Annotated in this window: 21 protein-coding genes and 1 pseudogene; 16 read left to right on the plus strand and 6 right to left on the minus strand. The window is 67.4% G+C overall.

Going from position 1 to position 21,260, the window contains the following annotated elements; translation table 11 throughout:
* The first annotated feature begins 173 nt into the window (after positions 1-173).
* Complete coding sequence (locus HNQ66_RS20380; RefSeq protein WP_184146168.1) at positions 174-689, plus strand: glycosyltransferase family protein; 516 nt, start codon at positions 174-176, stop codon at positions 687-689.
* On the opposite strand, the gene moaB is transcribed toward HNQ66_RS20380, so the two are convergent.
* Complete coding sequence (gene moaB, locus HNQ66_RS20385; protein ID WP_184146171.1) at positions 690-1,238, minus strand: molybdenum cofactor biosynthesis protein B; 549 nt, start codon at positions 1,236-1,238, stop codon at positions 690-692.
* The gene (locus tag HNQ66_RS20390) at positions 1,225-2,106 is read right to left on the minus strand and encodes a 4-(cytidine 5'-diphospho)-2-C-methyl-D-erythritol kinase (RefSeq protein WP_184146173.1); all 882 of its coding nucleotides are present in this window, start codon (positions 2,104-2,106) and stop codon (positions 1,225-1,227) included. Before HNQ66_RS20390 ends, moaB begins: the two co-directional genes overlap by 14 nt.
* Before the next feature lie 8 nt (positions 2,107-2,114).
* Here HNQ66_RS20390 and HNQ66_RS23775 point away from each other — a divergent pair.
* Positions 2,115-2,268 (plus strand): annotated as a pseudogene (locus HNQ66_RS23775) (bifunctional diaminohydroxyphosphoribosylaminopyrimidine deaminase/5-amino-6-(5-phosphoribosylamino)uracil reductase RibD); the annotation flags it as partial.
* 50 nt (positions 2,269-2,318) lie between these two features.
* Here the strand turns inward: HNQ66_RS23775 and HNQ66_RS20395 are convergent.
* Both HNQ66_RS20395 and HNQ66_RS20400 read right to left on the minus strand, forming a co-directional pair.
* A complete protein-coding gene (locus HNQ66_RS20395; protein WP_184146176.1) occupies positions 2,319-4,160 on the minus strand; it encodes a tetratricopeptide repeat protein in 1,842 nt (613 codons plus the stop codon).
* Between the two features lie 295 nt (positions 4,161-4,455).
* The gene (locus tag HNQ66_RS20400) at positions 4,456-5,472 is read right to left on the minus strand and encodes a polyprenyl synthetase family protein (RefSeq protein ID WP_184146178.1); all 1,017 of its coding nucleotides are present in this window, start codon (positions 5,470-5,472) and stop codon (positions 4,456-4,458) included.
* A gap of 107 nt (positions 5,473-5,579) precedes the next feature.
* On the opposite strand from HNQ66_RS20400, the gene HNQ66_RS20405 reads away from it, so the two are divergent.
* The 8 genes from HNQ66_RS20405 (at position 5,580) to HNQ66_RS20440 (ending at position 11,075) form a co-directional block, all read left to right on the plus strand.
* A complete protein-coding gene (locus tag HNQ66_RS20405) occupies positions 5,580-5,801 on the plus strand; it encodes a putative signal transducing protein (RefSeq protein ID WP_184146181.1) in 222 nt (73 codons plus the stop codon).
* A gap of 196 nt (positions 5,802-5,997) precedes the next feature.
* Entirely contained in the window at positions 5,998-6,774 is a 777-nt protein-coding gene (locus HNQ66_RS20410; RefSeq protein WP_184146184.1) for a tRNA1(Val) (adenine(37)-N6)-methyltransferase, read from the plus strand.
* A gap of 49 nt (positions 6,775-6,823) precedes the next feature.
* On the plus strand, positions 6,824-7,087 hold the full coding sequence (locus tag HNQ66_RS20415) for a CopG family ribbon-helix-helix protein (RefSeq protein ID WP_184146186.1): 264 nt from the start codon (positions 6,824-6,826) through the stop codon (positions 7,085-7,087).
* Complete coding sequence (locus tag HNQ66_RS20420) at positions 7,087-7,407, plus strand: type II toxin-antitoxin system RelE/ParE family toxin (RefSeq protein ID WP_184146188.1); 321 nt, start codon at positions 7,087-7,089, stop codon at positions 7,405-7,407. The genes HNQ66_RS20415 and HNQ66_RS20420 overlap by 1 nt, the downstream gene beginning before the upstream one ends.
* 78 nt (positions 7,408-7,485) lie before the next feature.
* Complete coding sequence (locus HNQ66_RS20425; RefSeq protein WP_184146190.1) at positions 7,486-8,361, plus strand: S49 family peptidase; 876 nt, start codon at positions 7,486-7,488, stop codon at positions 8,359-8,361.
* Between the two features lie 27 nt (positions 8,362-8,388).
* Positions 8,389-8,580 carry a hypothetical protein gene (locus HNQ66_RS20430; RefSeq protein ID WP_184146192.1) on the plus strand — a complete coding sequence of 64 codons (192 nt, stop codon included), beginning with the start codon at positions 8,389-8,391 and terminating at the stop codon, positions 8,578-8,580.
* 204 nt (positions 8,581-8,784) lie between these two features.
* On the plus strand, positions 8,785-9,855 hold the full coding sequence (locus tag HNQ66_RS20435) for a dTDP-glucose 4,6-dehydratase (protein WP_184146195.1): 1,071 nt from the start codon (positions 8,785-8,787) through the stop codon (positions 9,853-9,855).
* Between the two features lie 263 nt (positions 9,856-10,118).
* Positions 10,119-11,075 carry a glycine--tRNA ligase subunit alpha gene (locus tag HNQ66_RS20440; RefSeq protein WP_184146197.1) on the plus strand — a complete coding sequence of 319 codons (957 nt, stop codon included), beginning with the start codon at positions 10,119-10,121 and terminating at the stop codon, positions 11,073-11,075.
* Between the two features lie 226 nt (positions 11,076-11,301).
* Here HNQ66_RS20440 and HNQ66_RS20445 read toward each other — a convergent pair whose 3' ends face one another.
* Positions 11,302-11,499, minus strand: coding sequence for a hypothetical protein (locus HNQ66_RS20445; protein ID WP_184146200.1), 198 nt, complete (start codon positions 11,497-11,499; stop codon positions 11,302-11,304).
* A 166-nt stretch (positions 11,500-11,665) separates the two neighbouring features.
* Here HNQ66_RS20445 and HNQ66_RS20450 point away from each other — a divergent pair, with 166 nt between their 5' ends.
* Together HNQ66_RS20450 and HNQ66_RS20455 are read left to right on the plus strand one after the other, a co-directional pair.
* On the plus strand, positions 11,666-12,214 hold the full coding sequence (locus tag HNQ66_RS20450) for a LemA family protein (protein ID WP_184146203.1): 549 nt from the start codon (positions 11,666-11,668) through the stop codon (positions 12,212-12,214).
* 14 nt (positions 12,215-12,228) lie between these two features.
* On the plus strand, positions 12,229-14,169 hold the full coding sequence (locus HNQ66_RS20455; protein ID WP_184146206.1) for a DUF2207 domain-containing protein: 1,941 nt from the start codon (positions 12,229-12,231) through the stop codon (positions 14,167-14,169).
* A gap of 147 nt (positions 14,170-14,316) precedes the next feature.
* On the opposite strand, the gene HNQ66_RS20460 is transcribed toward HNQ66_RS20455, so the two are convergent.
* Positions 14,317-15,411: a glycoside hydrolase family 25 protein gene (locus tag HNQ66_RS20460; protein ID WP_184146209.1), complete on the minus strand. Its 1,095-nt coding sequence runs from the start codon at positions 15,409-15,411 to the stop codon at positions 14,317-14,319.
* 170 nt (positions 15,412-15,581) lie between these two features.
* On the opposite strand from HNQ66_RS20460, the gene HNQ66_RS20465 reads away from it, so the two are divergent.
* From HNQ66_RS20465 to mcpU, 4 genes are all read left to right on the plus strand, one after another.
* On the plus strand, positions 15,582-16,001 hold the full coding sequence (locus HNQ66_RS20465) for a BA14K family protein (RefSeq protein WP_184146212.1): 420 nt from the start codon (positions 15,582-15,584) through the stop codon (positions 15,999-16,001).
* Between the two features lie 91 nt (positions 16,002-16,092).
* A complete protein-coding gene (locus tag HNQ66_RS20470) occupies positions 16,093-17,865 on the plus strand; it encodes an acyl-CoA dehydrogenase family protein (protein WP_184146215.1) in 1,773 nt (590 codons plus the stop codon).
* Between the two features lie 246 nt (positions 17,866-18,111).
* A complete protein-coding gene (locus HNQ66_RS20475) occupies positions 18,112-18,867 on the plus strand; it encodes a crotonase/enoyl-CoA hydratase family protein (RefSeq protein WP_184146218.1) in 756 nt (251 codons plus the stop codon).
* A gap of 176 nt (positions 18,868-19,043) precedes the next feature.
* A complete protein-coding gene (gene mcpU / locus HNQ66_RS20480) occupies positions 19,044-21,128 on the plus strand; it encodes a methyl-accepting chemotaxis protein McpU (protein ID WP_184146221.1) in 2,085 nt (694 codons plus the stop codon).
* Positions 21,129-21,260: the final 132 nt, after the last annotated feature.

The following is a 21,260-nucleotide window of genomic DNA, read 5'->3' on the forward strand; positions in this document are numbered from 1 at the left end:
CTCCCACGGGCTTGGTGTCCCAAAGGTGCTGCGGTCTCTCATCCGCCACCGCAATCGGCAATACAGCGCCAATCCCGGGCAAAGGGAAGTTACAAGGTGCCGGCAGGCGGATGAGGGGCGGTCTTCATGGATGAGCCGATGACAAACGATGCTGCGATGCGGTAAGAGAGGCCATGCTGACGATCATCATGGAATGCCGGGACAACGAGGCGGAGCTGGCGCAGACGCTGTCGGTGCTCGTCGCCGGGGCCGTGGAAGGCCTCGTGCGCGACGTGATCGTGCTCGACCACGGCTCGCGCGACGGCTCGGCGACGGTGGCGGACGCAGCCGGCTGCCGCTTCCTCGATACGTGGGACCTTGCCGATGTGCTGGGCTCGGCGCGCGGCGACTGGCTGCTGCTGCTGGAGCCCGGCGCGCGGCCGCTTTCCGGCTGGGTGGAGGCGATCGCCGATCACGTCGCCGCCCATCCTGGCCCGGCCCGGTTCCGCGGCGCGCGCAAGCGGCCGTTCCTGCAGCGGCTCAGGCAGAGGCTGCCGCTCGAAGAGGGGTATCTCGTTACGAAGCGGCAGGCGGCCGACTCGGTACGGCCGGGCATGGGGCTTGCCGGGCTTGCGGCAGGGGCGAAGGTGCGGATGCTGCCCGCCGAGATCGCGCCGGCCTGGGCGACGCGGGCATTGCGCGCCGGCTGATCAGCCCGCCGAGCGCCTCAGGTGCTCGTCGAGGCGCGGCATGATTTCCACGAAATTGCAGGGCATGTGGCGATAGTCGAGCTGCGCCTTCAGGATGCTGTCCCAGGCGTCCTTGCAGGCGCCCGGCGAGCCGGGCAGCACGAAGACGAAGGTGGCGTTGAGCACGCCGCCCGTCGCGCGCGACTGGATCGTCGACGTGCCGATCTTGTCGTAGGAGATGCGGTGGAACACCTCGGAAAAGCCGTCCATGCGCTTTTCGAAGATCGGCTCCAGCGCCTCCGGCGTCACGTCGCGGCCGGTAAAGCCCGTTCCCCCCGTGGTGATCACCACGTCGATGGCCTCCTCCCGCGTCCAGGCCTCCACCTGCGCGCGGATGGCGGCGACGTCGTCCGCCACGATGGCGCGGGCGGCAAGGCGGTGCCCGGCTTCGGTGACGCGGGCGACGAGCGTGTCGCCGGAGCGGTCCGTCTCCGGCGTGCGGGTGTCCGAGACCGTCAGCACGGCGATGCCGACCGGGATGAAGGGCCTTGTCTCGTCAATGCGCGCCATCGGATGCTCCAAGCGTCGTGGTGGCGGCGAAGAACCAGTGCGGATGCCGCCGGGAAAGCGCGGCTGCCGCTGCGTCCGCCGCCTCCCGCGAAGGATATAGCCCAAAGCAGGTCGCGCCGGAACCGGACATGCGCACGGTGCTCGCTTCGGCCTCGCCAAGGCTTTCGGATATCCGCGCGATCTCCGGGCAGAGCCGGCGGGCGGGCGGCTCGAGGTCGTTGCGCAGGCCCGCTATGGCCGCCGGCCAGTCGGCCGATGCTCCCTCAAGGGCGAGCGGCGGATTGTCCGTCGAGGCGAGGGCCTTGAAGACGGCGGGCGTCGAGACGCCGACGAGCGGATTGGCGAGCACCATGGCAAGCGGGGGGAGGGCGAGCGGCGCGATGGCCTCGCCGATGCCGCGGGCGACCAGCGGCCGGCTCGCAAGGCACATCGGCACGTCCGCGCCGAGGTAGAGCGCAATGGCGTTCAGCGCGTCGTGCGGCAGGCCCGCCTGCCAGAGTGCCAGAAGCCCGCGCAGCGTCGCCGCCGCATCCGCCGAGCCGCCGCCGATGCCGGAGGCGACGGGCAGGTTCTTTTCGAGATGGATATGCACCGCCGGCGCGCCGCCGAGAGCCTCCCGCAGCCGGTCCCGGGCGCGCGTGACGAGGTTGTCGCCCTCCGCCGCAAGCGCGCCCGCGAAGGGGCCGGACAGCGTGAAGCGGTCCTCTTCCGCCGGCGAAAGGCCGATGCGGTCGCCGAAGGCGGTGAAGGTCACGAGGCTGTCGAGCAGGTGATAGCCGTCCGCCCGCCGGCCGGTGACGGCGAGCGCGAGGTTGATCTTGGCCGGGGCCGGCTCGATGAGCGCGAAATGAGCGGGGCTGTCAGGCATGGCGAGCACCCCCCTCTGCCCTGCCGGGCATCTCCCCCTCAAGGGGGGAGATCGGCAAGCGGCGGGAACCTCGCTCAAATTGCGACGTCGGAGAGGGGCGGGGCAATGCTCCATCCAATCTCCCCCCTTGAGGGGGAGATGCCCGGCAGGGCAGAGGGGGGTGTCCGGTGATGCTACGGCTCATAAACAGGCGTCCCGGCCGCCATCCCCGATCAGGACTTGCGGTCCGCCGCCTTGCTTTCCGGCGAGGTGTTTTCCGCCGGCTTGTCTTCCTTCGCCTCGGCGGAGGCCGGGTCGGTCTTCTTCAGTTCCGGCAGGCCGTTCTCGATCTTCAGCTTGATCTTCGGGATTTCGGCTTCCTCGGGGTTGAGGCCGAGGGCGCGGTTCCACTGGAAGGTCGCCTCCAGCTTGCGGCCGACGCGCCAGTAGGCATCGCCCAGATGGTCGTTGATCGTCGGATCGCCCGCCTTCAGCTCGGCCGCGCGCTCCAGTTCGGCGACGGCGTCCTGGAAGCGGTTCAGGCGGAAATAGGCCCAGCCGAGCGAATCGACGATATAGCCGTCGTCGGGCTTGAGGCTGACGGCCTTGCGGATCATGTCCAGCCCCTCGTCGAGGTTCAGGTTCATGTCCACCCAGGAATAGCCGAGATAGTTCAGCACCTGCGGCTGGTCGGGGTTGAGCTCCAGCGCCTTGCGGAAGTTCGGCTCGGCCTTGTCCCATTCCTTCAGCCGCTCGTAGGCGATGCCGCGCTGGAAGAAGATGCTCCAGTGGTTGCGCGCCGGAACGGCGCCGATGGCCGCGACCGCCTTGTCGTAGAGCGAGGCCATGGCCTTGTAGTCCTTGGCCTCGGAAAGCACGCTGCCGAGCGCGAGATAGGAGCGCAGGTCAGACGGGTCGGCGTCGATCAGCTCCTGGAGGTGGGTTTCCGCGTCCTTGACCTTGCCGGTGTCGGCGAGGTTGATGCCGAGCTGCAGTTCGGAAATGCGGCGCATCGGCGATTTTTCCGGCACGGCGCGGTAGTATTCGATGGCCTTTTCCGGGTTCTTCTCGCTCTCGGCGAGCCCGCCGAGCAGCACCAGGACGTCGTCGCTGTCCGGATCGAGCGCGCGGGCGGTCTGGAGATAGAGCGAGACGATGTCCTCCGCGCCCTCGCGGTTCAGCGCGCCGCCGATGGAAAAGAGCACGGCGGCCGCCCCCTGCGCGGCGGTGCGCACCTGCTGCTCCTGCTTCTCGCCGGCCTCGATGCTCTGGCGCAGCGCCTTCAGCGGTGCGTAGCTGGCGATGAAGTTGTCGCCGACCGAGATGGCGTCCAGCGCCTTCTGCTTGTTGCCCTCGCGCGCCTCCAGCCGGGCGAGCGCCATGACGGCGCGCAGGAACGTGTCCGGTGCGGCGCTCGCGCCGTTGCGGTCGAGGATGGCGTCGTTGAGGCGGGCGCGCGCGGTGACCTTGTCACCGGCCGCCGCGGCCAGCGCGCCGGCATGGTAATTCTTGAAGATGGCGAGCCATTCCGGCCCCTTCATGCCGCTGATGAGCTTGAGGGCTTCCTTCGGCTTGCCGTCGCCGAACTTGGCCCAGGCGAGCAGCAGGTCGTTCATCATGCGGTCGAGATCGTTCGGGCCGGAATAGGCGAGGATCTTTTCCGCGCTCTTGTATTCGCGCTTGCGGATCGCCTCCATGCCGCGCACGACCGAGGTGATGCGCTCGACGGCCGGGTCGTTCTTCAGCGCGTCGGCGAACTTCACGCCCTCCTCGAAATCGCCGTTCATCAGGTGCGTCACCATCAGGCGCTGCTTGACGTCGGAATTGGTCGGGTCGAACTGGAGCGCGATCTTGTAGAGCGCGACGGCGGTCTTGTAGTCCTTGTCGAAATCCGCCGTGCGGGCGGCGAGGAACGCGCCGGAGAAGGTGTTGACGTTCGCGGGGTCGAAGGGCTTTTCCTCGGCGGCGGCCGCGGCCGGTTTTTCTTCCGCGAAGGCCGCAAGGGGGCCGGTGAGGGCGATGCTCGCCGCGAGCGCCGCGCCGCAGAGAAGCCGAAGAAGAAGGGACTGCCGCATCAAGATGCCTTTCGCCGCAATGGGAGTTCGTTTGGTGCGTCTTCCGTACAGGTCATGCCACGGTGCCGCCCAAATCAGTCACGGATACATGGGGGCAGAGAATGGCTTTTTTGGCGCAGTGCGGCAAGAAAATCCTGCAGGCCCGCTTCGGATAGGGTGAGGGTGGAACGGCTCGCTCCGACGGCATCTGGTGCCTGCACGTGGTCATTCTTGCGAATGCCACAAAGAGGGCCGTTCCAAAGGAAAGGTTACCATCGCCGGGCGGCGCGTCAACCGTTTTCGCGCTCCGCCCGGGTCAACTGACGCGGGCGATGGAGAAGTCGATGACCTCCAGCAGCGCGTCCTTCCACGGGCTTGCCGGCAGCGGCGCCAGCGCGTCGCGGGCGATCATGCCGTAGTGCTGGGCCCGAGCGATGGTGTCGGAAAGGCCGCCGTAGCGGGTGATGAGGCCGAATGCGCGCTCCAGGTTCGCGTCGTCGCTCTGCCCGCCCTCGATGGCCTCGCGCCAGAAGGCGCGGTCTTCCGCCGTGCCGCGCCGCCAGGCGAGGATGACCGGCAGCGTGATCTTGCCCTCGCGGAAATCGTCGCCGGTGTTCTTGCCGAGGTCGGCCGCCTTGCCGCCGTAGTCGAGCGCGTCGTCGACGAGCTGGAAGGCAAGGCCGAGGTTCATGCCGTAGGATTTCAGCGCCGCGCGCTCGGCCTTGCCCGTGTTGGCGACGATGGGGCCGACTTCGGCGGCCGCGGCGAAGAGCGCGGCCGTCTTGGCGCGGATGACCTCGAGATAATCGTCCTCGGTCGTCTCCATGTTCTTGGCGACGGAAAGCTGCAGCACCTCGCCCTCGGCGATCACGGTCGCGGCGGTGGAGAGCACGTCGAGCGCCTCCAGCGAGCCGACCTCGACCATCATCTTGAAGGCCTGGCCGAGCAGGAAGTCGCCGACGAGCACGCTCGCCTGGTTGCCCCAGATCATGCGCGCGGTCGACTTGCCGCGGCGAAGGTCGCTCTCGTCCACCACGTCGTCGTGCAGCAGCGTCGCCGTGTGCATGAACTCGACGCTGGTGGCGAGCTTGACGTGCTGGTCGCCCTTGTAGCCGAACATCGCGGCGGCCGCGAGCGTCAGCATGGGGCGCAGCCTTTTGCCGCCGGAGGAGATCAGGTGGTTGGCCACCTCCGGGATCATCTGCACGTCGGAGCCGGCCTTCGACAGGATGAGCTGGTTCACCCGCTCCATGTCGGCTTTTGTCAGGTCGACGAGCGGCTTCACCGATGCCTGTTTGTTTTTGCCTTCTTCAAGCGGTATCACGACGCCCAAATGCCCGGACTCCTGTTCATTTTTGTTGAAAGACAATAGAAAACGGGGCCTTCTGCGGCAAGAGGCGAATTGTCCCGCCCTCGGAATTATGGCTGGAAAACGACCGAATGATCGAATTGATCCGAACCAACGACGCCGTGCTGCTCTCCTTTGCCGAAAGCCTGATGAAGGAAGCCGGCATCCACTGCCTGATCGCCGACCAGGGCATGAGCATCCTGGAAGGCTCCCTCGGCATGCTGCCGCGCCGTTTTCTCGTGGAAAGCGACCGGGAGGACGAGGCGCGGCGGATCTTGAAGGACGCAGGTCTTGCGGCGGAGTTGCGGGGGTGAGGAGGCAGGATTCCACAGCTCGCGGCTGCGTTTGGGGCTTCCACCCCCCTCTGCCCTGCCGGGCATCTCCCCCACAGGGGGGGAGATTGAATCGTGGCACCGCTTTTCCCCAAGCCGATCTCCCCCCCTGTGGGGGAGATGCCCGGCAGGGCAGAGGGGGGTATGCCGCAAGCCGCTCCGTCGAGGCTCCCCGCCCATGACTGTCCGCGAAACCGTCGACGCCTTCCACTACGGCCGCTTCCACCTCGTCCAGCCGAAGGGCATCGGCCACCGCTCGGGCATGGACGCCATGCTGCTGGCCGCCCTCGTGACGGGTGACGGCCCCATGCGCGTCGCCGATCTCGGCGCGGGGGCGGGCGCGGCCGGCCTTGCCGTCGCCGCGCGCATCGAGAAGGCCGAGGTCCTGCTGGTCGAGCGCTCGCCGCTGATGGCCGGCTTCGCCCGCAAGACGCTGGCGCTTCCCGCCAACGCCGCCTTGGCCTCCCGCGTCTCGGTGCTGGAGGCCGACGTCGCGCTCGCCGGCAAGGCGCGCATCGCGGCCGGCCTTGCCGACGACGTCTTCGACCACGTCATCATGAACCCGCCCTTCAACGACCGTATCGACAGCCGCACGCCCGATGCCCTGAAGGCCGAGGCCCATGCGATGGAGCACGACCTCTTCGAGCGCTGGATCAAGACCGCGGGCGCCATCATGAAGCCCGGCGGCCAGCTCTCGCTCATCGCCCGCCCGCAATCGATCGCCGAGATCATCGCCGCCTGCGGGCGACGTTTCGGCGGCATCGAGATCACCGCCCTCCACGCCCGCGCCGGCGAAAACGCACTGCGCATCCTCGTCACCGCCGTCAAGGGTTCGCGCACCCGCCTCGCCCTGCGCATGCCGCTTGTCATGCACGAGCCCGGCCAGCACGACTTCACCCCTTTCGTCGACGACCTCAACAACGGCCGCGCCGCCTATCTCCGCCTGCCGCGTTGACAATTTTCCGAAAATCGGCGACCTTGTATTACAAAATATGAGGTTTCCCATGGAAAATCAAAGAAACCTGTCCGATCCCTTGACGCTGCGGCTGCCGGGCGACGTGCTGGCGGATATCGAGGCGGTCGCCCGGATCTGCGGGCGCACCCGCAGCTGGGTCATGGTGCGGGCGATGAAGGCCTATCTTGCGAGCGAAGGCCGCGACATCCTCGATCTCGACGCGGCGCGGCGTGCCGCTGCCGAAGAAGGGGCGACGGAACTCGACGACCTCCTGACGAAAATGGAGCGTATTCTGCCGGGCGACGCCGCCTGATGCCGAAAGTCCTGTTCGCGCCGCCGGCAAGGGCCTTTGTCGAACAGGAAATCCTCTACCTGCGCGACCGCAGCCCGGCTGCCGCCATCGCCTTTCGTGCCGGCATTGCGCATCTCGGCCGCCAGCTCGCCCGCTTTCCGCAGTCGGGTTTCCTGCGGCAGGACATTCCGCTCGGCGGTATCTACCGCATCGTTCTCGGCGATTATCGCGTGGACTACGAATTGGCGGGGGATGACGTTCTCGTCCTGCTCATACGCCATGGCCGCCAGGCGGAGCCCGGCCTGCCGCTCGACGACGATGCGGATTACGAGGCGCCGTAGGCGATTTCCGCGGCCGATCTTGCGTTTTCGCCCGCCGTGCATACATCAGCCGGGCAACATGAGAGACAGGATCGCGCGATGGCCGGAATTTTGAAGAGGCTGGTTCCCAGGAGGTTTCGCAACGAGGGGGTGGCGATCCCCGTCGTGCGGCTGCAGGGGGCGATCATGGCGAACGGCAGCCAGTTCCGCCCGGCGCTGAACCTTGCCAGTGCCGCGCCGGTCCTCGAAAAGGCCTTCGGCGACAAGAAGGCGCCGGCCGTGGCGATCTCTATCAATTCGCCGGGCGGCTCGCCCGTCCAGTCGCGGCTGATCTTCCAGCGCATCCGCGATCTTGCGGCGGAAAAGGGCAAGCATGTCCTCGTCTTCGTCGAGGATGTCGCGGCCTCCGGCGGCTACATGATCGCGCTTGCGGGCGACGAGATCTTCGCCGACCCGACCTCCATCGTCGGCTCCATCGGCGTCGTTTCAGGCGGTTTCGGCTTTCCGGAGCTTTTGAAGAAGATCGGCGTCGAGCGGCGCGTCTATACCGCCGGCACCAACAAGGCGATCCTCGATCCCTTCCAGCCGGAGCGCGAGAACGAGATCGAATACCTGAAATCCCTCCAGCTCGAGATCCACCAGGTCTTCATCGACATGGTCAAGGCCCGCCGCGGCGGCAAGCTGGCGGACGATCCGGACCTCTTTTCCGGCCTGTTCTGGACGGGCACGCGCGGGCGCGCGCTCGGCCTCGTCGACGGGCTTTCCGACATGCGCACGGAACTGAAGCGGCGCTACGGGCCGAAGACGCGGCTGGAGCTCATCTCCGCGCCCAAGGGGCTCTTTGGTCGCAGGATGCCCGGCGTCGGGGGGCTTTCCGGCGGCATGGCGGAGCGTATAGGCTCGGGTGGCGTGTCGGCGGTGGCCGATCTTGCGGAAGAAAAGGCGCTCTGGGGCCGCTTCGGCCTTTCGGGATAGGCGCCGTCACATTCGAGGGGAGGGGCGATGGCCCAGATCATCTTTCTGCTTCTGGTCGTCGGCCTTGCCTGGTACGGCTACCGCAAATTCGTCTCGGACGCCGAGCGGCTGGCAAAACAGCAGCGGCGAAGCGAGCAGGAGCGCCGCACCGGCGCCACCGGCACGCTGGTCAAGGATCCCGAGACCGGCGAATACCGCCTGCGCCGCGACGACGAGTAGCTTTGCGCGGTTCTGTGCCTCGGCGGGAAGGGAAAAACAGCCGCGCCGCCCCATTCCGGCACATTAACCACGACGCGTAAGGTTAACCCCCGTTTTATCCGTTTGCGGCTTTCCCAGCCGTTGCACCCGCGCGGGGCCGGGCCGATCTAGGGGCAAGGCCGATTCAATGCGGCCGCCCGATGTCTGCAATGAACGGAGTAAACCATGGCCTCGCTCGACCTCGACCGGATCCGCACCATCGTCGTGACGGGCGGCGCGGGCTTCCTCGGCTCGCATATCGTCGACGATCTTCTCCTTCATTGCCCGAACGCGCGCATCCGCGTGCTCGATACCTTCACCTATGCCGCGGACATGGCGCATCTCGACGCGGCCTTCCGCACGGGCCGCGTGACGCTGCAGGAAGGCGATGTCGGCAATCTCGACCTCGTGACCGAGATGCTGAAGGATGCCGACCTCGTCGTGCATGCGGCCGGCGAAAGCCATGTCGAGCGCGCCTTCTCCGTGCCGGAGCGCTTCACGCTCGCCAATGCGCTGGGCACGCAGGTGCTCGTGGAGGCGATGGGCCGGCGCCGCGTGCCGCTGATGATCCATGTCAGCTCCGCCGAGGTCTATGGCACAGGCAAGGGCCTGCCGCTCGGCGAGGCGACGCCGCTCCTGCCGGACAATCCCTACGGCGCCTCCAAGGCGGCCGCCGAAATGCTGATCGCCGGCCTTTCCCGCTCCTTCGATCTCGATATCCGCGTGCTGAGGCCGGTGAACGTCGTCGGCACGCGGCAGAACGTGGAAAAGCTGCTGCCGCGCTTCCTGGAGCTTGCCGCCGTCGGCCGGCCGCTGCCGGTGCATGGCGACGGCATGCAGGCGCGCGCCTTCCTCACCGTGCGGGATTTCTGCGCGGCGCTGCGCACGGTCGTCACGCGCGGGGCGGAAAACAGCACTTACAACGTCTCGGGCCGCGATCATCTCGATGTGCTCTCCGTCGCCCGCATGGTGCTCGATGCGGTGCAGGAGCCGGTTTCCGGCGTCGCCTTCACCGGCGGCCGGCCGGGCAATGCCAGCCGCTCGCCGCTCGACACGGCGGCGCTGGAAGCGCTCGGCTGGAAGGCGTCGGGAACGCTCGCCGGCGAACTGCCGATGCTTGCCGCCTGGTATGGCGCGCGCGTGCCGGGCGGCGCCCGCCGGCAGGTCCGCCGCGTGCCGGACCTCGCCCCGCAGCGCGTGCACGCCGTCACGCAGGCGGCGGGCTCGGGCCTTTTCCGCTCGCTCGAGCGGCATTGAGTGTCATGCGAGTCTGAACCGCTTTGCCCTCATCACCCCCCCTCTGCCCTGCCGGGCATCTCCCCCACAGGTGGGGAGATCGGCTTGAGGCAAGGCGGTGCCACGATTCAATCTCCCCCCTTGTGGGGGAGATGCCCGGCAGGGCAGAGGGGGGTATGGCGTGTTGCTCCCCTCGTGGCCGTGCCGGCGCCCGAAACCCTTGACCCTTCCGGCGCATCGTGGCACCAGTCCGCCAGCTTCCCAAGTATGCCGGACATGAACCGATGACCCCTGCCGCCCTGCCTGACCACATGAATCCGACCCGCTCCTTCCAGGCTCTGATCCTGACGCTGCACAATTACTGGGCGGACAAGGGCTGCGCGGTGCTGCAGCCCTACGACATGGAGGTGGGCGCCGGCACGTTCCATCCGGCAACGACGCTGCGCGCCCTCGGCCCGCGCCCGTGGCGCGCCGCCTATGTGCAGCCCTCGCGCCGCCCCTCCGACGGCCGCTACGGCGAGAACCCGAACCGCCTCCAGCACTATTACCAGTACCAGGTCATCCTGAAGCCGAACCCGTCGAACCTGCAGGAACTCTATCTCGGCTCCCTCGCCGCCATCGGCCTCGACCCGCTGCTGCACGACGTGCGCTTCGTCGAGGACGACTGGGAAAGCCCGACGCTCGGCGCCTGGGGTCTCGGCTGGGAATGCTGGTGCGACGGCATGGAGGTCTCGCAGTTCACCTATTTCCAGCAGGTCTGCGGCATCGAATGCGCGCCCGTCGCCGGCGAGCTGACCTACGGTCTCGAACGCCTCGCCATGTACGTCCAGGGCGTCGACAACGTCTACGACCTCAACTTCAACGGCCGCGAGGGCGCGGAAAAGATCACCTATGGCGACGTCTTCCTGCAGGCCGAGCAGGAATATTCCCGCCACAACTTCGAATATGCCGATACGGCGATGCTCCACCGCCACTTCATCGATGCGGAAAAGGAGTGCCAGGCGCTGCTCGCCGCCGGCGCGCCGGGCGATACGAACGCGCTGCACAAATGCGTGCTGCCGGCCTACGACCAGTGCATCAAGGCCTCCCACGTCTTCAACCTGCTCGACGCGCGCGGCGTCATCTCCGTGACCGAGCGCCAGAGCTACATCCTGCGCGTGCGCACGCTGGCCAAGGCCTGCGGCGAAGCCTTCCTGCTCACCGACGCAGGCGGCGCGAACTGGACGAAGGACGCCGCCTGAGCGGCCGGCCTTCGGGCCGCCGTTTGGCTGTTTTCTCTGCGTTTTCCGCTCAGTGTGACCTTTCGGTTTGGTCTACCTCTTCGCTCACCGCCGTTCCCTACCTGCTCTCCTCCTCTCCGTTGTCATCCTCGGGCCTGACCCGAGCATCCATGCGGCACCCGCTGCGGACGAGGCGTGGATCCTCGGGTCAAGCCCGAGGATGACGACGGAGAGGAGGAGAAGGGCCTTACCCCAGCGCGGAAACCTTCACCCCAAGCTCCCACACGGGCTTGAGCGTGGGGCGGGCGCCGGTCGGCAACTGGCCGGCATAGATCTGGAGCGTCCGCCGCACGCCGGCCGGACGCTCGGCCCTGTCGCCTGCCGTATAGGTGAGGAAGAGGGCGGAAAAGCAGATGACGTTGAGGATAAGGGCGAGCGTTTTCATGGAAGTTGCCTTGCGGGTCCGATCTCACTGGTGAAGCGACTATCGGGCAAAGGCACCGGCGGCGCGGTTCCCCCGGTGACAGGCGCGACCGGTGCGCAAGGGGGCTTTCCTGCGGCGGCATGAATGCTAAGGTCGCGCCCAACGCAGGAAAGCAACGGAGAAGGTCATGATCGCTCTGGCAATCGTGGCGGTGGTCGTCATCTACGCCATCGTCATCTACAACGGCCTCGTGCGCGCCCGGCAGATGAAGGAGGAGGCCTGGTCCGGCATCGACGTGCAGTTGAAGCGCCGCGCCGACCTGATCCCCAACCTCATCGAGACCGTGAAGGGCTACGCCGCGCACGAGAAGGAGACGCTGGAGAAGGTGGTGGAGCTGCGCAACCGCGCGCAGGCGCTGCCCGCCGGCGACGTTGCCGGCCGGGCGCAGGCCGAGGGCATGCTGAGCCAGGCGCTCGGCCGCCTCTTCGCGCTTGCCGAGGCCTATCCGGACCTCAAGGCCAACCAGAACTTCGCCGAGCTGCAGGCGACGCTGGAGACGATCGAGGGCGAGATCCAGATGTCGCGGCGCTACTACAACGGCGCGGCGCGCGACCTCAACGTCAAGGTCGAGAGCTTCCCGTCGAACCTCGTCGCCGGGGTCTTCAAATTCGTCAAGGCGCCCTATTTCGAGATCGACAACCCGGCCGACCGGGCCGTGCCCAGCGTAAAATTCTGATCCCGGAGGCGCTCATGACGCGGATCGCCGCCTTCCTGGCACTGTGCTTCTGCCTCCTTGTCGGGGGCGCGGCGCGGGCGGAGGAATATTTCGACAGCTACCGCTCCGATATCGCGGTGGCGCGGAACGGCACGCTGACGGTGACGGAAACGATCCGCGTCCATGCCGAGGGCGACAGGATCCGCCGCGGCGTCTACCGCGATTTCCCGCTGACCTTCACCGATGCCAAGGGCCGCGAGCGGGAGGTCGGCTTCAAGGTCATCGCCGTCGAGCGCGACGGCCGGCCGGAGCCCTATCACACCGAAAGCATCAGCCGGGGCGTGCGCATCTATTTCGGCTCGTCAGACGTGCTGCTCCAGCCCGGCTTCCACGAATACCGCCTCACCTACGAGACGAGCCGGCAGATCCGCTTCTTCGACACGCATGACGAACTCTTCTGGAACGTCACCGGCACGGAGTGGGCCTTTCCCATCCGCAAGGCCTCGGCCGTGGTGCGGCTGCCGGCCGGCGTGCGCGCGCAGGAGCTCACCTTCTTCACCGGCCCCTACGGCGCGGCGGAGAAGAACGCGCGGGCGGAGAACCGCGGCGAGACGATCTTCTTCGAGACGACGCAGCCGCTCGGGCCCGAGGAGGGCCTGACCATCGGCATCAAGATGCCGGCCGGCAGCATCGACAAGCCGACGGCGGCGGAGGAGCGCGCGCTCTTCCTCAAGGACAACCGCAACCTCTTCCTCGCCTTCGGCGGGCTCGTCCTCGTCGTTGGCTACTATCTCTGGGCCTGGGTCTCGGTGGGGCGCGATCCGCCGGCCGGCGTGGTCGTGCCGCGCTGGGATGCGCCGGAGGGCATATCGCCCGCGCTCGTCAACTATATCGACGAGAAGGGGTTCGGCGGGAGCGGCTGGACCGCGGTGTCCGCCTCCTTCCTCAACCTTGCGGTCAAGGGGCTGGTGGAGCTGAAGGACCTGAAGACCTCGATTGCCGTCACCCGCACGGCAAAGCCCGTCGAGGCCCCGCTGCCGACCGGGGAAGCGACCCTCATCAACGCCATGGCAGGCGAGGGCAGCAGCTTCGTCATCGAGAAGGCCAACGGCAAGCGGGTGCAGAAGCTCGGCGCCGATTTCCGCGATGCGATGGAAAAGGAGCATCGCCAGAAATACTACCTCGCCAACTGGCCGCAGGTGATATGCGGTGTCTTCCTGTCGCTCGCCTGCCTTGCCGCCCTCCTGCTGTTCGGCTCGCTGCCGGAGGAGGGCGTGGTGCTCGTCATCCTGCCCGTCTTCGCCTCGGTCTTCGTCTCCATCTTCGCCATGACGCTGGGGCAGAGCATGCGGCGGTCGAAATCGCTCGGTTCGCGCATCGCCGCGGTCGCCTTCGCCGCCTTCTTCGGCTTCGTCCTGCTGACGGTCTTCGGCGGCATCGCGCTCTCGCTCTTCGCCGAGGCGGAGGCGACGGGGCAACTGCCGATCTTCGCCGCCGTCGGCGGCATCGTCGTCGCCAATCTCGTCTTCTTCTTCCTGATGGGTGCGCCGACGCCGCTCGGCCAGCGGATGATGGACGGCATCGCGGGCCTGCGGCAATACCTGACGCTGGCCGAGAAGGACCGCATGAACATGGCCGGTGCGCCGGACATGTCGCCGCGCCACTACGAGACGCTGCTGCCCTATGCCGTGGCGCTAGGCGTGGAAAAGCCATGGTCGGAGACCTTCGACCGCTGGCTGCTCACCGCCGCGGCGGCCGGCGCTGCCGTCGCCTACCAGCCGGCGTGGTATCACGGCGACGGCTTCTCCTCCGGCAGCTTTTCCGACCGCATGGGCGGCTTTGCCGGCTCCATGGCCGATACCATGACCCGCTCGCTCCCCGACCCGCCGAAAAGCTCGTCCTCGGGCTTTTCGTCAGGCGGAGGCTTTTCGGGTGGCGGTGGCGGTGGCGGCGGCGGTGGCGGCGGAGGGTGGTAGACCGCAGGCCCCTCCCTAAATCCCTCCCCACAAGGGGGAGGGACTTGACGCGCGGCACCCTCAGCGAAAAATTTTGAGGGAAGAGCAGGCTGCCAGCCTTTCTCCCCCCTTGTGGGGGAGATGCCGGCAGGCAGAGAGGGTCTTCCCTCAGAAATCCTGATAGTTCAGCGGCGTGATCTCGACCATCCGCTTGCCCGGCATCACGGTTGCCGACCCGGCGGCGGAAAGGCCGGCACCGGCCTCCGCGGACACGCTGACGGCGAAGGCGCCCGCCGTGCCCGAGGCGAGCGTCACCGCGCCCGCCGTCTGCACGCTTGCCCCGGCCGAGGCGTCCGCATCGGCGCTGGCCTTCAGCGCGCCGGCGGCGGGAATGGAGGCCGTCAGCATCTCGTCCACCGGATCGAGGGGCTTTTCCGGCACGAGGGCGCCGAAGGCCCAGATCTTCGCCAGCGCCGCCTTCGTCATCGGCGCGACGTTGACGTCGATGTCGTTTGCCGCGCCCTTCACGCGGTAGGGACAGCGGCGCTTGGTGCAATTGGCGGCGGCGGAGAACTGCCAGAGCGCATAATTGTCCCAGTTGCCCATCGGGAAGGTGCCGGCGATCTCCGGCCGGTAGCGCGCATACCAGAGCGGCAGGCGCGAGAGGATGCGGTATGTGTCACGGTTCGCGGCGATGTAGCGGGCGGTCGCGTGGTTGGTGTAGAGCACCGGATAGCGCCCCGTGCGCGTCTTGATATGACCGGCGAAGACCTGCGCATCCTCCAGCGACATGTCGGTCTCGGGATTGCGGCCCTCGATGTCGAGCACCATCATCTCGTCATCCTGCGGATTGGCATAGTCGAGGAAATGGTTGGCCTGCTCGACGGGATTGCCGGGCCTTGCGAGGTGATAGGCGCCCCAGAGCAGGCCTTTCGAGCGGGCGAGCAGCCGGCGCGTCTCGTAGAGCTCGCGGCTCACCGCGTATTTGCGCCACATGGTCTTGCAATGGGCGACGGTGTCGCCGCCATGGTCGCCCTTGCAGCTATAGCTTTCCGGCAGGCCGTCGGAGGCTTTCGAGATGAAGCCGGCGATGCGCCCGTCCGTCAGCATGTCCGACCATTCGATGGCGTTCAGCTCGTAGGCGTCGATGACGATGGCATTTTCCGGCTTCTTCCACGGCGCCCTGTCGGCGGTAAGGGCGGAAAGGGGGAGCGCAGCGGCAAGGAGAAGGGCGGCAAGGCCGGAAAGCTGCTTGACGTTCATGGACGGTCCTTTGCGAATCTCTTCTCCCCCGCAAGCGGCGATGATGCGGCCGGCATGGTTAACGAAGGGCTAATCGGGGATTGCGGAACAATGCCGGCGCCACCCGCGTTGCATCGGAAAGCCGCATTGCGGCCTTGCGGCTGCTGCGGAGAATATCCGGGAGATCAGCCATGAGACTTACCAGCAAATGCCTTGCCGTCGCGCTTTCCGCGCTCTTTGCCGCCACGCCGGCGATGCCTGTCAATGCCATGCCGCTGCCCGCCGTCACGGTTCAGCCGGTCGCGGGCGGAGATGCCGTGCAACTCGTCGAGCATCGGCGGTACATCCGCCGGCATTGGCGTGGCCATCGCCACTGGGGCGAGCGCCGCTACTATCGTCACCGTCATCGCCACCATCACAGCAATGCCTGGGTGCCCTTCGCCATTCTCGGCATGGGAGCCATGATCGGCGGTGCCGTCGCCAATGACCGCGGCTATGGCGGCTCGCATGTGCGCTGGTGCGCGAACCGTTACCGGTCCTACCGGGCTTACGACAACACGTTCCAGCCCTATAACGGCCCGCGCCGCCAGTGCCATTCGCCCTATCGGTGATTGCGCAACGTTGACGTTTACGTAAAAATCAATAATCTGTCCGCCAACAAGCCGCGCCCCTGAGTCCGGGGCGCGATGGAGGAGGATAGAGATGTACAAGGCGCCGGTCGAGGAGATTGCGTTCACGCTGAAGCATGTCGCGGGGCTGGCGCCTGCGCTGGAGGGCGGCCATCTCGGGGACCTGACGGACGACCTCGTCGATGCCATCCTTTCCGAAGCCGGGCGCTTCGCCAGCGAGGAGGTGGCCCCGCTCGGCGCGATCGGGGATACGCAGGGTGCGCGCCTCGTCGACGGCAAGGTGAAGATGCCGGACGGCTGGCCCGCCCTTTACAAAGCCTGGGCGGAGGGCGGCTGGAACTCGCTGACGGCTTCGCCGGAATTCGGCGGGCAGGGGCTTCCCCACATGCTGCATGTCGCCGCGCTCGAAATGTGGAACAGCGGCTCCATGGCCTTCGCCATCGGCCCGACGCTCACCATCGGCGCCATCGAGGCGCTGACGGCGCACGGCTCGGATCATCTGAAGGCCACCTACCTGCCGAAGATGGTCTCGGGTGAATGGATGGGCTCGATGAACCTCACCGAGCCCCATGCCGGCTCCGACCTCGGCGTGATGAAGACCCGCGCCGAGCGACGCGACGACGGCACCTATCGCCTCTTCGGCCAGAAGATCTTCATCACCTATGGCGAACACGACTTCACCGACAACATCGTGCACCTGGTGCTTGCGCGCCTCCCCGATGCGCCCGCCGGCACGCGCGGCATCTCGCTCTTCCTCGTGCCGAAATTCCTCGTCAACGAAGACGGGTCGCTCGGCGCGCGCAACGATGCCTATTGCCATTCCATCGAGCACAAGCTCGGCATCCACGGCTCGCCCACCTGCACGATGATCTACGGCGACGGCCGCTTCGGCGAGGAGCCGGGCGCCATCGGCTGGCTGGTCGGCGAGGAGAATCGCGGCCTTGCCTGCATGTTCACCATGATGAATAATGCCCGCCTTGCCGTCGGCATGCAGGGCGTCGCCATCGCCGAGGCCGCCACGCAGAAGGCCATCGCCTATGCGAAGGAGCGCACGCAGGGCAAGGCGCCCGGCTGGCAGGGCTCCGGCATGAGCCCGATCATCGAGCATCCGGACGTCGCCCGCATGTTGCTGACCATGAAGGTGCTGACGCAGGGCGCCCGCGCCATCACCTATGCCTGCGCCCATGCCGTCGACATGAGCCACGGCGAGGAGGCAACGCACTGGTCGGAGCGCGCCAGCCTCCTCACACCCATCGCCAAGAGTTTCGCCACCGATGCCGGCGTCGACGTCTCCTCGCTCGGCGTGCAGGTGCATGGCGGCATGGGCTTCATCGAGGAGACGGGCGCGGCCCGCCTTTACCGCGACGCCCGCATCGCGCCGATCTACGAGGGCACCAACGGCATCCAGGCCATCGACCTCGTCACCCGCAAGCTGCCGCTGTCGGATGGCGCGCATGTCCGCGGCTTCATCGCCGAATTGCGTGAGATCGCCGCGAAGGCCAGCGCCGCGAATGCCCCGGCCCTTGGCGAGACCGGCGCCCGCCTCGAGGCGAGCATCGCCGATCTCGAAGCCGCCACCGAATGGCTGCTCGCCACGCTTGCCGAAGGAAAGCAGGCCGAAGCCCTTGCCGGCGCCACGCCCTACCAGCGCCTCTTCGGCCTCGTGCTGACCGGCGCCTACCTCGCCAAGGGCGCGCTCGCCGACGGCGGCGACGGCCGCAACGCCGAGCGCGCCGCGCTCTGCCGGTTCGCGGCTGAGAACGTGATCGGCGAGACGGCGGCCTTGCGGGATCGGGTGATGACCGGCGCGGCGAGCCTTGCAGCGGCGCGGGTGGCTTTGGGGTAAGGCAGGGTACAGTATAGCCAGCACCCCCCTCTGCCCTGCCGGGCATCTCCCCCTCAAGGGGGGAGATTGGATGGAGCGCTGGCTTCCTTCCCATCAAAAGAGGAATTGAGAGCAGGCCACCTGCCGATCTCCCCCCTTGAGGGGGAGATGCCCGGCAGGGCAGAGGGGGGTATACTCCACCCGCATTTTTTACAGACGATCCCCTGCCGTTCGCGGGATGAGGGGTAGACGCCCGAGGAGACGACAATGACCGACCACATCCTGATCGAGCGCCCGCAAGACGCCCCCGGCGTCATGGTGATCCGCTTTAACCGCGCGGAGAAGAAGAATGCCATCACCCGCGCCATGTACCAGGCGATGACCGATGCGCTGAAGGCTGCCGATGCGGACGAGGCGGTGCGGGCCACCGTCTTCCTCGGCTCGGACGGCTGCTTTTCCGCCGGCAACGACCTCAACGACTTCATGGCCTTCGCCATGGGCGGCACGATGGGCCGCGAGGTGATCGATTTCCTCCATGCGCTCGCCACGCACGGCAAGCCGCTTGTCTCGGGCGTCGACGGCCTTGCCATCGGCATCGGCACGACGATCCATCTCCATTGCGACCTCACCTATGCCTCGGCCCGCACCCGGTTCCGCACGCCCTTCGTCGATCTCGCGCTGGTGCCGGAGGCGGCCTCCAGCCTCTTGGCCCCGCGCCTGATGGGCCACCAGCGCGCCTTCGCGCTGCTCGCGGCAGGGGACGGCTTTTCGGCCGATGCGGCGCGCGAGGCGGGCCTCGTCTATGCCGTGGTCGAGCCCGGGGCGGTGGAGGCGGAGGCGCTCGCCGCCGCCTGCCGCCTTGCCGCCAAGCCGCCGAAGGCGCTCGCCATCGCCCGCAGCCTCATCCGCGGCGACCGTGCCGACGTGCTGGCGCGGATCGACGAGGAAGCCGCCCACTTCGCCGCGCAGTTGAAGAGCGCCGAAGCCCGCGCCGCCTTCGAGGCCTTCATCGCGCGCCGGTGAGCCTTCGGCGATTTGTGGTCGACCAATTTTAACAGGGTCTTAAACACGTTTTCCTATAGTGCGGCCACTTTCCGGCGTTCTGCCGGCGGCCGCATGACGCGGTTGATTTTCGCCTCCGGCATGCCGTTCAGCATCGCGCCCGCCGCCCGGCGGGCCCCCGAAGGAATACCGCACCCGTGTCCAAGCGCACCAATCTCATGACGCGCATCCTTGTCGTCGCGTCCCTCGTCGTCGTTGCCGCCTTCACCGGCTTTTCCGTCTATATCGACAGCCTGCAGCGCAAGGTGCTGACGGGCTCGGTCGAATCCAGCATCGAATCCTCCGGCAAGCAGGCGGCCCAGGGCATCGCCAACTGGCTGAACGCCCGCGTGGCGCTGACCGAGATGGCCGGCAACGCCGCCGCCAAGGCCGCCAACCCCGCCGGCATCGAGGCCGTGCTGCAGAACGACGTTCTGGTCGGCCAGTTCATGACCACCTATGTCGGCGACGAGGCGGGCGTCTTCACCCAGTGGCCGAAGTCGGAGATGCCGGAAGGCTACGATCCGCGCAAGCGCCCGTGGTATCAGGATGCCGTCAAGGCGAACGGCAGCGTGCTGACCGAGCCCTATATCGACGCCTCCACCAACGACCTCATCATCAGCGCCGCCACGCCCGTCAAGCGCGACGGCAAGCTCGTCGGCGTCGCCGGCAGCGACTTCTCGCTGAAGTCCCTCGTCGACATGGTCAATTCGGTCGATCTCGGCGGTGCGGGCTTTGCCTTCCTCGTCAGCAAGGACGGCCAGATCCTCGTCCATCAGGACAAGGCGCTCGTCACCAAGACGCTGGCCGATGCCTTCCCCGAGAAGACGCCCGCCATCGGCGGCGGCATCATGCACACCACCTATGCCGGCAAGCCGGTGCTGGTCTCCTTCGTGCCGGTCACGGGCCTGCCGTCGGTGGAATGGTATCTCGGCTTCACCATCGACAGCGGCATGGCCTTCGCTGCCATCGACGAGTTCCGCATCGCGGCGACGATCGCCACCGTGCTCGCCGTCATCGTCATGATGGGCTTCCTCGCCACCGTGCTCTCGCGCCTCGTCGTGCGCCCGGTCAAGGACATGACCGTCGCCATGGACAAGCTCGCCGCCGGTGATGTCGGCACCGACATTCCCGGTCAGGAGCGCAGGGACGAGATCGGCCGCATGGCCGCCGCCGTCGCCGTCTTCCGCGATAACGCCATCGAGCGCACGCGCCTCGAAAACGCCGCCGAGGAGGGCCGCGTGCTCTCCGAAAGCGAGCGCCGCGAGCGCGAGGCCGCCAAGGCCCGCGAGGCCGAGGAGATCAGGCACGTGGTCGAGGCTCTTGCCGACGGCCTCGGCCGCCTCGCCGAAGGAGACCTTGCCCATCGTATCGGCACGCCCTTCGCCGGCCATCTCGACCGCCTGCGCACGGACTTCAACAATTCCGTCGCCAGGCTGCACCAGGCCATGACGACGGTGGGCCAGAACGCCCGCGCCATCGATGCCGGCGCAACGGAAATCCGCTCGGCCGCCGACGATCTCGCCCGCCGCACCGAGCAGCAGGCCGCCTCCGTCGAGGAGACCGCCGCCGCGCTGGAGGAGATCACCACGACCGTCAAGGACTCCACCCGCCGCGCCGAGGAGGTCGGCTCGCTCGTCTCGCGCACCCGTCTCGGTGCGGAAAAGTCGGGCGATGTGGTGCGCCGCGCCGTCTCGGCCATGCAGGGCATCGAGAAGTCCTCGCACGAGATTTCCAACATCATCGGCGTCATCGACGACATCGCCTTCCAGACGAACCTGCTGGCGCTGAACGCCGGCGTGGAAGCCGCCCGTGCGGGCGAAGCCGGCAAGGGCTTTGCGGTCGTCGCCCAGGAAGTGCGGGAACTTGCCCAGCGCTCGGCCAATGCCGCCAAGGAGATCAAGGCGCTCATCACCACCTCTGGCGATCAGGTCCGCTCCGGCGTGGCGCTGGTCGACGAGACGGGCGCGGCCCTTGAGACGATCGTCCGCGAGGTGCAGGAGATCAACGGCCACGTCAACGCCATCGTGACGTCCGCCCGCGAGCAGTCGACGGGCCTTCAGGAGATCAACACCGCCGTCAACACGATGGACCAGGGCACCCAGCAGAATGCCGCGATGGTGGAGGAACAGACCGCCGCCAGCCATGGCCTCGCCGCCGAAGCCGCCGCCCTCAACGCCCTCCTCGCCCAGTTCCGCCTGGGCTCGGAAACGGCCGCAGCGGCTACGCGCCGGGCGGCGTAAGGTGGGGATGGGGGAGCGATAGCCCCCCCTCTGCCTTGCCGGGCATCTCCCCCACAAGGGGGAGATCGGATGGAGAGATGTTTTGACAACCTTGAGCGTTGCTATTTGAGCAATGCTTTTGCGTCCTGCCAA

Origin of the sequence: Shinella fusca (assembly GCF_014203155.1) — a bacterium.
GTDB lineage: Bacteria > Pseudomonadota > Alphaproteobacteria > Rhizobiales > Rhizobiaceae > Shinella > Shinella fusca.